This is a genomic window from Burkholderia sp. Ax-1720 (assembly GCF_011753035.1).
Classification (GTDB): domain Bacteria; phylum Pseudomonadota; class Gammaproteobacteria; order Burkholderiales; family Burkholderiaceae; genus Burkholderia; species Burkholderia gladioli.
The window spans coordinates 1-10,667 of record NZ_VWWK01000211.1 but is presented as its reverse complement, the minus strand read 5'-3'; the positions used below and the strand labels follow the sequence as shown (position 1 = coordinate 10,667).

8 protein-coding genes are annotated in these 10,667 nt (G+C 67.4%); 7 read left to right on the top strand and 1 reads right to left on the bottom strand.

The genetic code is table 11. The features are described 5' to 3' along the window. Positions 1-274: 274 nt before the first annotated feature. The 5 genes from F3J18_RS32570 to F3J18_RS32550 all read left to right on the top strand — a co-directional run bounded on the left by F3J18_RS32570 (position 275) and on the right by F3J18_RS32550 (position 5,293). On the top strand, positions 275-937 hold the full coding sequence (locus F3J18_RS32570; RefSeq protein ID WP_025096971.1) for a response regulator: 663 nt from the start codon (positions 275-277) through the stop codon (positions 935-937). A gap of 3 nt (positions 938-940) precedes the next feature. Beyond that, on the top strand, positions 941-2,254 hold the full coding sequence (locus F3J18_RS32565) for an ATP-binding protein (RefSeq protein ID WP_166916213.1): 1,314 nt from the start codon (positions 941-943) through the stop codon (positions 2,252-2,254). A gap of 110 nt (positions 2,255-2,364) precedes the next feature. After that, the gene (locus F3J18_RS32560) at positions 2,365-3,858 is read left to right on the top strand and encodes a DegQ family serine endoprotease (RefSeq protein WP_025096973.1); all 1,494 of its coding nucleotides are present in this window, start codon (positions 2,365-2,367) and stop codon (positions 3,856-3,858) included. 135 nt (positions 3,859-3,993) lie between these two features. Next, entirely contained in the window at positions 3,994-4,413 is a 420-nt protein-coding gene (locus F3J18_RS32555; protein WP_013699233.1) for a carboxypeptidase-like regulatory domain-containing protein, read from the top strand. A gap of 172 nt (positions 4,414-4,585) precedes the next feature. Continuing rightward, a complete protein-coding gene (locus tag F3J18_RS32550) occupies positions 4,586-5,293 on the top strand; it encodes an SRPBCC domain-containing protein (protein WP_025096974.1) in 708 nt (235 codons plus the stop codon). An 85-nt stretch (positions 5,294-5,378) separates the two neighbouring features. On the opposite strand, the gene F3J18_RS32545 is transcribed toward F3J18_RS32550, so the two are convergent. Further along, a complete protein-coding gene (locus F3J18_RS32545; protein ID WP_013699231.1) occupies positions 5,379-6,020 on the bottom strand; it encodes a TetR family transcriptional regulator in 642 nt (213 codons plus the stop codon). Between the two features lie 440 nt (positions 6,021-6,460). Between F3J18_RS32545 and F3J18_RS32540 the strand changes: the two genes are divergently transcribed. Beyond that, positions 6,461-7,765 (top strand): efflux RND transporter periplasmic adaptor subunit, encoded by a 1,305-nt coding sequence (locus F3J18_RS32540; RefSeq protein WP_166916211.1) that lies wholly within the window; start codon positions 6,461-6,463, stop codon positions 7,763-7,765. Positions 7,766-7,783: 18 nt separating this feature from the next. Next, positions 7,784-10,667, top strand: a 2,884-nt coding sequence (locus F3J18_RS32535) for an efflux RND transporter permease subunit (protein WP_166916209.1), incomplete at its 3' end; no start/stop codon positions are given.

The window sequence follows — 10,667 nt, the reverse complement described above, 5'->3', positions numbered from 1 at the left end:
CGCGGCTTCTTGCGGGCCTCGGCCGGCGTGGCGACCGCGAGGGCCGCGCAGGCGGCGAGGACCAGGGCCGCGCGTGCGGCGCGGGCGGAACGGGGAAGGAAATCGGTCGGGCGGATGGTGTGGTTCATCGACGTGCAGGGGTAGTGCGGTGCCGGCTCGGTGGCGCCGGAGTGTGCACATTGTAGAGACAAGCATCGTCGCCGGGATGACGAAATGAGCCGCGGCTGGGGCTACAATGGCCGGCATCGAATTTCCTGCATCCAGGGTTGGCACGATGCGTATCCTGCTGGTCGAAGACGACAAGATGATTGCCGAGGGCGTGCGCAAGGCGCTCAAGGCCGACGGTTTCGCGGTGGACTGGGTCCAGGACGGCGAGGCCGCGCTGACCGCCATCGGCGGCGAAACCTATGACCTGATGCTGCTCGACCTGGGCCTGCCCAAGCGCGACGGCGTCGACGTGCTGCGCACCCTGCGCTCGCGCGGCCACGCGCTGCCGGTGCTGATCATCACCGCGCGCGACGCCGTCTCGGACCGCGTCAAGGGGCTCGACGCCGGCGCCGACGACTACCTCGTCAAGCCCTTCGATCTCGACGAACTGGGCGCACGCATGCGCGCGCTGATCCGCCGCCAGTCGGGGCGCAGCGAATCGGTGATCCGCCACGGCGCGCTCACGCTCGACCCGGCCTCGCACCAGGTCACGCTCGACGGCGCGGCGGTGGCCCTCTCGGCGCGCGAGTTCGCCCTGCTCGAGGCGCTGCTGGCGCGGCCCGGCGCGGTGCTCTCGAAGAGCCAGCTGGAGGAGAAGATGTACGGCTGGGGCGAGGAGATCGGCAGCAACACGGTCGAGGTCTACATCCACGCGCTGCGCAAGAAGCTCGGCTCCGACCTGATCCGCAACGTGCGCGGGCTCGGCTACATGGTCGTCAAGGAATCGTAGCGCGTGAGGTCGATTCGCCATCAATTGCTGATCTGGCTGCTCGCGATCGTGGTCGCGGGCGTGGGCGCCGCGGGCTGGCTGATCTATCGCCAGGCGTTGGCCGAGGCCAACGAACTGTTCGACTACCAGCTCCAGGCGATCGCCGCGGCGCTGCCCTCGGAGCCCTTCTCGCAGGTGTTCGGCTCGCGCACCAACGGCGACGAGGGCATCGTGATCCAGATCTGGAACCGCAACGGCGGCCTGATGTACTTCTCGCATCCGCGTGCGCCGATCGCGCCGCGCGCCGAGCTGGGCTTCTCCACCGAACGCACCGATCGCGGCGAATGGCGCGTGTACGGCGCGATCGTCGGCGACAACGTGGTCCAGCTCGCGCAGCCGCTGTCGGTGCGCAACCGGCTGGCCGCCAGCGTCGCGCTGCGCACCGTGTGGCCGCTGATCCTGCTGCTGCCGTTTCTCGGCGCGGCGGTCTGGATGATCGTCGGGCGCGGCATGCGGCCCTTGCGGCGCGTCACGCGCGCGGTCGAGTCGCGTCGGCCCGAGGCGCTCGACCCGTTGCCCGACAACCGCCTGCCGCAGGAAGTGCAGCCGCTCGTGCATGCGCTCAACGGCTTGCTGGCGCGCCTGGCAGCCGCTCTCGACACGCAGAAGGCCTTCGTCGCCGATGCCGCGCACGAGCTGCGCACGCCGCTGGCCGCGGTGCAGATCCAGGCGCAGCTGGTGGCGCGCGCGCAGGACGACGAGACCCGCCGCGAGGCGCTGGCCGACCTGCAGATCGGCGTCACGCGCGCCACGCGCCTGGCCGAGCAACTGCTCGCGCTGGCGCGCTCCGAGCCCGACGGCGCCACGGTGCGCGAGCCGGTCGCGCTGGCCGACGTGCTCGCGCATTGCGTGAGCGCGCAGGCGGTGGTCGCGCAGAAGCGCAACATCGATCTCGGCATCGAGGAGGCCCAGCCGGCCATCGTCGACGCCGATATCGGCGCGCTGCGCGTGATGCTCAACAACGTGCTCGACAATGCCGTGAAGTACACGCCGGAAGGCGGGCGCATCGACGTCTCGCTGAGCTTCGGCGAGGGCCGTGCGCTGGTGCGGGTGGCCGACAGCGGCCCCGGCATCCCGCCCGAGGAGCGCGAGCGCGTGTTCGACCGCTTCTATCGCGATTCCTCGGCGCGCGTGCGCACCGACGTGTCCGGCAGCGGCCTGGGCCTGGCGATCGTCAAGCGCGTGGCCGCCCAGCAGCGCGCCACCGTCACGCTCGGCGAATCGCCCGCGGGGGGCCTGCTGGTGGAGATCGCGTTTCCCGGCGCGCGTCTCGCCTGAAAGCCATTTGAAGGCCGTGTGGCGAGGGTTTGCGATCCGCCCCCGATTCCGTTAAGCCTCCTTTAAGACAGTGCCTTTACGCTGCGAACCAACAACGAGGAGGTAGAACGATGAACACCCGTTTCCTGGCGCGCAGCGCCGTCGTCGTGGCCGTCGCGGCCGCTTTGTCCGCCGGTTATGTGGCCGGCACGCGTCATGCCGAACCGCCGCAGATCATCTCGCCGGCGCAGGCCGCCGCGCTGATGCCGGCCGAGGCCGCCGCGAAGACGGGGATTCCCGATTTCTCGGGGCTGGTCGAAACCTATGGCCCGGCGGTGGTCAACATCAGCGCCAAGCACGTGGTGAAGGCTTCGGCGCGTCGCGGTGGCGGCGCGCAGCAACTGCCGATCGACCCGAGCGATCCGTTCTACCAGTTCTTCAAGCACTTCTACGGCCAGGTGCCGGGCATGGGCGGTGGCGGCGGCCAGGCCGACGACACGCCGAGCACCAGCCTCGGCTCGGGCTTCATCGTGAGTCCTGACGGCTACATCCTGACCAACGCGCACGTGATCGACGGCGCCAACGTGGTCACCGTCAAGCTGACCGACAAGCGCGAGTACCGCGCCAAGGTGATCGGCGCCGACAAGCAGTCCGACGTGGCGGTGCTCAAGATCGACGCGAGCGGCCTGCCGACCGTGAAGATCGGCGATCCGCAGCAGAGCAAGGTCGGCCAGTGGGTGGTGGCGATCGGCTCGCCCTACGGCTTCGACAACACCGTGACCTCGGGCATCATCAGCGCGAAGTCGCGCGCGCTGCCCGACGAGAACTACACGCCGTTCATCCAGACCGACGTGCCGGTCAACCCCGGCAATTCCGGCGGCCCGCTGTTCAACCTGCAGGGCGAGGTGATCGGCATCAACTCGATGATCTACTCGCAGACGGGCGGCTTCCAGGGCCTGTCGTTCGCGATCCCGATCAACGAGGCGATCAAGGTCAAGGACGAACTGGTGAAGACCGGCCACGTGAGCCGCGGCCGCCTCGGCGTGGCGGTGCAGGGCCTCGACCAGACGCTGGCCAGTTCGTTCGGACTGCAGAAGCCCGACGGTGCGCTGGTCAGCTCGGTCGATCCGAAAGGCCCGGCCGCCAAGGCCGGCCTGCAGCCGGGCGACGTGATCCTGTCGGTGAACGGCACGCCGGTGCAGGATTCGACCATGCTGCCGGGCCAGATCGCCAGCCTCAAGCCGGGCACCAAGGCCGACCTGCAGATCTGGCGCGACAAGGCACGCAAGGACGTGACGGTGACCCTCACCTCGCTGGCGGACAACCAGCAGGTCGCCGGCAACGACGAGCCGGCCGAGCAGGGGCGCCTGGGCGTCGCGGTGCGCCAGTTGAGCCCGCAGGAGCGCGCCGGCAGCTCGCTCACGCACGGGCTGGTGGTGCAGCAGGCCACCGGGCCGGCCGCCAATGCCGGCATCCAGCCCGGCGACGTGATCCTGGCGGTGAACGGCCGCCCGGTCACCAGCCCCGAGCAGTTGCGCGACGCGGTCAAGAACGCCGGCAACAGCCTGGCGCTGCTGATCCAGCGTGACGACGCGCAGATCTTCGTGCCGGTCGATCTGAGCTGATCCGAACCATCCGGCCGGCCGGGATCGCATCTTGCTTGGCTTTGCAGCTTGGATCCCCGGCCGGGCGGCAAGCCTGGTTTCGTGGCGGCATCCCCGTGCCGCCTTCCGTTTTCCGACCCAGTAAGGAGACGAACCATGCAACAACAACACGTTTCGAAATTCCTGCTTGCGGCCGCGCTGGCCTTGGGCCTGGCGGGCGGTGCCTATGCGCAGTCCGGGCTGCCCGACGTCAAGCAGCAGGGCGACGTCAGCTACGTGTCGGGCGGCGTCGGCCTCGACGAGTCGAATGCCTTCCAGCGCGCCGAGCACCAGTGGCCGCTGTCGATCCGCTTCACCGGCGCGGGCGGCGAATACCTCTCGGGCGTGCACGTCTCGATCATGGGCCACGACGGCGAGGTGCTGAAGGCCGATACGCGCGGCCCTTACATGCTGGTGCGGCTCGCACCGGGCGCCTACAAGGTGAGCGCGAATTACAACGGCAAGACCGAGATGCGCAATGTGACGGTGCCGGCCAAGGGTGACGCGAAGCTCGCCTTTTCCTGGGCGGCGCAGTAAGCTTTTTGTCGGCTCGCCGGCCGGCGGTGCCCGATCCCGCACGCGATCGCGGCATTTCCTAGATAATGAAAACCACGGCCTGGGCCGTGGTTTTTTTTCGACCGTCGGCCTTCTGGCGGCGCGACGGCATCGCAGGATGGCGCGGCGGCGACCGCGGATTTCGGGGAGAAGCATGGAGCTGAACGACGCGCTGCGGGTTGCGCTTGCGCCGTCGAAGGTCTGGGCGGCCTTGCACGATCTCGCGCTGCTGCGCGCGAGCGTCGAGCACTGCGAAGCATTGACCCGGCTGTCCCAGGACGACTACACGCTGGTGCTGACGGTGCCGCTCGGGCCGCTGCGCGCGCGCTACGAAGTCCGCGTCCATCTCCAGCCGACCTCGGGCGGGCGGCCGCGCCGCAGCCTCGTGTTCATCGCGCGCACCGAAGGCGGCGGCCTGCTGCGCGGGCAGCTCGACGTGCGCCTGTCCGGCCATCGCGTCGCCGACGGGCTCGTCACACGTATCCACTACACGATCCGCGCTACCGCCGCGGGGCCGCTCGCCGAACTGCCGCCGCGCCAGGTCGAGCAGGGCCTGCGGCGCTGCGCCGACGATTTCTTCTCCGAGTTCGCCGCCAGCCTGCTGGCCAAATTCGGCCTCGCGCCGAATCTCGCCACGGCCGAGCCGCGCCACCGCCATGTGTTCCTGCGTCCCGACGGCCTGTCGGCAGCACTGCGCCGCGCGCGCGAGCGCTCCGCGTTCGGCGGCGCGCTGGCGGGGCGGGCGGGCGGCGCCATGCCCGATGGCCGCGCCTCGGGCGTGGCCGTGCCGGCCTGGGTCTGGCTGACGGTGGTGGCGCTGGTGGTGGTCGGGCTCGGCGTGGCGCGCTGGCTCGGCATGTGACGGCATGTGAGACGCGACCGGCCGGGCTTGCCGGCTAGGTACCCGGCGGCGGGCGCCGCCGTCTTTGCTCCCCTTGCCGAATCTTTCAGGCCGCCGGCTTGCGTCGCAGCGCGGGGCTCAGCCGCAGCATGTCGAACACCGCGTCGACCAGCGGCTCGGCATGCTGCTCGGCGTCGATCTCGTCGGGCAGCATCAGCATGTCGCGCACGAAGCCGCTGACCAGCGTGTGCAGCATCAGGGTGGCGCGCCAGGTGTCGAGATCAGCCGGCAGTTCGCCGTCGGCGACCGCCTGCTTCATGTCGCCCTCGATGTTGTGCAGCGCCTCGGACATGCCGGCGCGATTGCGCTGCAGCAGCGGCTCGAGGTCCGCGACATATTCACATTTCAGGAACAGGATGCTGAACACGCGCCGCAGCTGCGAATCGCGCGCGACGCCCAGCAGGCACCAGACGAGGATCTTGCGGATGCGTCCGAGCGGGTCGGCGCGGGGCTTGTCGGAGGTTGCCTTCAGCTCGTCGATCGGCAGGAACACGCGGTCGAACATGGCATCGAACAGCTCGCCCTTGTTCGCGAAATGCCAGTAGATCGCGCCGCGCGTGACGCCCGCGTGCTGGGCGATGTCGGCGAGCGTGGTGTGCGAGACGCCCTTCTCGAAAAAGACGTGCTCGGCGGCGTCGAGGATGCCGTTGCGGGTCGCGAGCGCTTCCTCTTTGGTACGTCTGACCATTGCTGTGCCTGTGCTGCGCCGGTACTGATGAGGTCGGCGACGTTGATGATGAGCCTGGAAAACCGATGATTGCTTGATCCGGAGAAGGGATCGGCGCGTGAACTTACGTGCGTAACCGTCGGTAATTTGTAAGAATTTGTATCGTTCATGAACACCTTTTACATACATACATGAACGTATATACAATACCACCCACGATCGAAGGGCCCAAGCAGTAGATCGAATACCCATGCGGCAATCAGTTAATATCCACCTCTGCTGATTTCCCTCCCGTATTGCGTCGCGGTTGTCGCGCGACGTCCCCCGGCACGGCAGCATGCGTGCCGTTGTCGTATTCGCAGTCCTGCATTTCTGGTGTGTTCGATCGGCGCCGCAAGGCGCATTCGTGTCGCGGCCCCAGGCCAAGCACTTACTTCTTTTGTTACGAACGAGGTCGTTCCATGCGCGTCGAACGGGTTCCATACCGCTTAATCAGTGTCGCCGCGGCAGCAGTCTTCCTTGCCGCCTGTGGAAAAAAAGAATCGGCACCGCAACAGCAGGCGCCGGAAGTCGGCGTCGTGACGGTCCAGCCGCAATCGGTGCCGGTCGTCACCGAACTGCCTGGCCGCACCAATGCCTTCCTGGTCGCCCAGGTGCGCGCACGGGTGGACGGTATCGTGCTGCGTCGCGAGTTCACCGAAGGCACCGATGTCAAGGCAGGGCAACGCCTGTACAAGATCGATCCGGCGCCCTACATCGCCCAGTTGAACAGTGCCAAGGCCACGCTCGCGCGGGCCCAGGCGAACCTCGCCTCCACCAATGCGCAGGCCGCGCGCTTCAAGGTGCTGGTGGCCTCGAACGCGGTCAGCAAGCAGGACTACGACAACGCCGTGGCCTCGGCCGGCCAGGCCGCGGCCGACGTGGCCTCGGGCAAGGCGGCGGTCGACACCGCGCAGATCAACCTCGGCTACACCGACGTGCTCTCGCCCATCACGGGCCGCATCGGCATCTCGCAGGTCACGCCGGGCGCCTACGTGCAGGCCAGCCAGGCAACGCTGATGTCGACCCTGCAGCAGCTCGACCCGATGTACGTCGACCTCACGCAATCGAGCCTGGACGGCCTCAAGCTGCGCCAGGACATCCAGAGCGGGCGCATCAAGACGACCGGTCCGAACGCGGCCAAGGTCAAGCTGGTGCTGGAAGACGGCAAGACCTACCCGCTCGAGGGCAAGCTGCAGTTCACCGACGTGACGGTCGACCAGACCACCGGCTCGGTGACGATCCGCGCACTGTTCCCGAACCCGAACCACGTGCTGCTGCCGGGCATGTTCGTGCGCGCGCGCATCGACGAAGGCAGCAACGACAACGCCTTCCTGGTGCCGCAGATCGGCGTGCAGCACGATCCCAAGGGCCAGGCGACCGCGCTGGTGGTCGGCCAGGACAACAAGATCGCGCCGCGCGTGCTGCAGACCTCGGGCACCTACGGCCAGAACTGGATCGTCGAGGGTGGTCTGCAGCCGGGCGACCGCGTGATCGTGCAGGGCGTGGGCAAGGTCCAGCCGGGCATGACGGTCAAGCCGGTGGCGGCGCAACTGCCGCCCGACCAGAACGCGGGCAAGGATGCGAGCAGCCTGCCGAGCGCGGCGAGCGACATGAACTCGGGCGCTTCCGGCGCAGCCGGTGCCTCGGGCGCGTCGTCCGCGGCGCCGGCCAGCGGGGCGGCGGCCGGTTCGGCGGCGAGTGCGACGGCAGCTTCGGGCGCGTAATCACAGGGGGCCTGTTTCATGGCAAAGTTTTTTATCGATCGCCCGATCTTCGCGTGGGTGATCGCCATCATTCTGATGCTGGCCGGTATCGCGTCGATCTTCACGCTGCCGATCGCCCAGTATCCGACCATCGCGCCGCCGTCGATCCAGATTTCCGCCACCTACCCGGGGGCGTCGGCGAAGACGGTCGAGGACACGGTCACCCAGGTGGTCGAGCAGCAGATGAGCGGCCTCGACAACTTCCTGTACATGTCGTCCACCAGTGACGATTCGGGTACGTCGACCATCACGCTGACGTTCGCGGCCGGTACCAATCCGGACATCGCGCAGGTGCAGGTGCAGAACAAGCTGTCGCTGGCGACGCCGATTCTGCCGCAGGTCGTGCAGCAGCTGGGTCTGAAGGTCACCAAGTCGAGCAGCAGCTTCCTGCTGGTGCTCGCCTTCGTGTCGGAAGACGGCAGCATGAACAAGTACGACCTCGCGAACTACGTGGCCTCGCACGTGGAGGATCCGATCAGCCGGCTCAACGGCGTCGGTACCGTCACGCTGTTCGGCTCGCAGTACGCGATGCGGATCTGGCTCGACCCGAACAAGCTGACCAACTACTCGCTGACGCCAGTCGATGTGTCGAGTGCGATCTCCGCGCAGAACGTGCAGATCGCGGGCGGCCAGATCGGCGGCACGCCGGCGGTGCCGGGCACGGTGCTGCAGGCGACCATCACCGAGCAGACCCTGCTGCAGACGCCCGAGGAGTTCGGCAACATCCTGCTGAAGGTCAACCAGGATGGTTCGCAGGTGCGGCTGAAGGACGTCGCGAAGCTGAGCCTGGGTGGCGAAAACTACAACTTCGACACCAAGTACAACGGCCAGCCGACGGCCGGTCTCGGCATCCAGCTCGCCACCAACGCCAATGCGCTGCAGACGGCCAACGCGGTGCGCGCCAAGATCGACGAGCTCTCGAAGTACTTCCCGCACGGCCTGACCGTCAAGTACCCGTATGACACGACGCCGTTCGTGCGCCTGTCGATCGAGGAAGTGGTCAAGACGCTGCTGGAAGGCATCGTGCTGGTGTTCCTGGTGATGTACCTGTTCCTGCAGAACCTGCGGGCGACCATCATCCCGACCATCGCGGTGCCGGTGGTGCTGCTGGGCACCTTCGCGATCATGTCGGCGGTGGGCTTCTCGATCAACACCTTGTCGATGTTCGGCCTGGTGCTGGCGATCGGCCTGCTGGTGGACGATGCGATCGTGGTGGTGGAGAACGTCGAGCGGGTGATGTCGGAGGAGGGGCTCTCGCCGAAGGAAGCGACCAAGAAGGCGATGGGCCAGATCACCGGCGCGCTGGTGGGCGTGGCCCTGGTGCTGTCGGCGGTGTTCGTGCCGGTGGCCTTCTCGGGCGGCTCGGTGGGCGCGATCTATCGCCAGTTCTCGCTGACCATCGTCTCGGCGATGGTGCTGTCGGTGCTGGTGGCGCTGATCCTCACGCCGGCGCTTTGCGCGACCATCCTCAAGCCGATCCCGCAAGGTCACCACGAGGAGAAGAAGGGCTTCTTCGGCTGGTTCAACCGGACCTTCAACCGCAGCCGCGACAACTATCACAAGGGCGTGCACCATGTGATCAAGCGTTCGGGCCGCTGGCTGATCATCTATCTGGTGGTGATCGTCGCGGTCGGGCTGCTGTTCGTGCGCCTGCCGAAGTCCTTCCTGCCGGATGAGGACCAGGGCCTGATGTTCGTGATCGTGCAGACGCCGTCGGGCTCCACCCAGGAGACCACCGCGCGCACGCTGAAGGACATTTCGGACTACGTGCTGAAGGACGAGAAGGACATCGTCGAATCCGCGTTCACCGTGAACGGCTTCAGCTTCGCCGGCCGCGGCCAGAACTCGGGCCTGGTGTTCGTGAAGCTGAAGGACTACGCCTCGCGTCAGCATGCCAACCAGAAGGTGCAGGCGCTGATCGGGCGGATGTTCGGACGCTACGCGGGCTACAAGGACGCGATCGTGATCCCGTTCAATCCGCCGTCGATTCCCGAGCTGGGTACCGCCGCCGGCTTCGACTTCGAGCTGACCGACAACGCGGGCCTCGGCCACGACGCGCTGATGGCGGCACGTAACCAGCTGCTCGGCTTGGCCGCCAAGGATCCCACGCTGCAGGGCGTGCGTCCGAACGGCCTGAACGACACGCCGCAGTACAAGGTCGATATCGACCGCGAGAAGGCCAACGCGCTCGGCGTGACGGCATCCGCGATCGACCAGACCTTCTCGATCGCCTGGGCCTCGCAGTACGTCAACAACTTCCTCGATACGGACGGTCGTATCAAGAAGGTGTACGTGATGGCCGATGCGCCGTTCCGCGCCACGCCGGAAGACCTGAACATCTGGTACGTGCGCAACGGCGCGGGCGGGATGGTGCCGTTCAGCGCGTTTGCCACCGGCCACTGGACCTACGGTTCGCCGAAGCTGGAGCGCTACAACGGTATCTCGGCGGTGGAAATCCAGGGCCAGGCGGCACCGGGCAAGAGTACCGGCCAGGCGATGACGGCCATGCAGGCGCTCGCGCAGAAGCTGCCGGTCGGTATCGGCTACTCCTGGACGGGCCTGTCGTACCAGGAAATCCAGTCGGGTTCGCAGGCGCCGATCCTCTACGCGATCTCGATCCTGGTGGTGTTCCTGTGTCTGGCGGCGCTGTACGAAAGCTGGTCGATCCCGTTCTCGGTGATCATGGTGGTGCCGCTCGGCGTGATCGGCGCACTGCTGGCGGCGACGCTGCGCGGTCTCGAGAACGACGTGTTCTTCCAGGTCGGCCTGCTGACCACGGTGGGCCTGTCGGCGAAGAACGCGATCCTGATCGTGGAATTCGCGCGTGAGCTGCAGGTCGGGGAGAAGATGGGGCCGGTCGAGG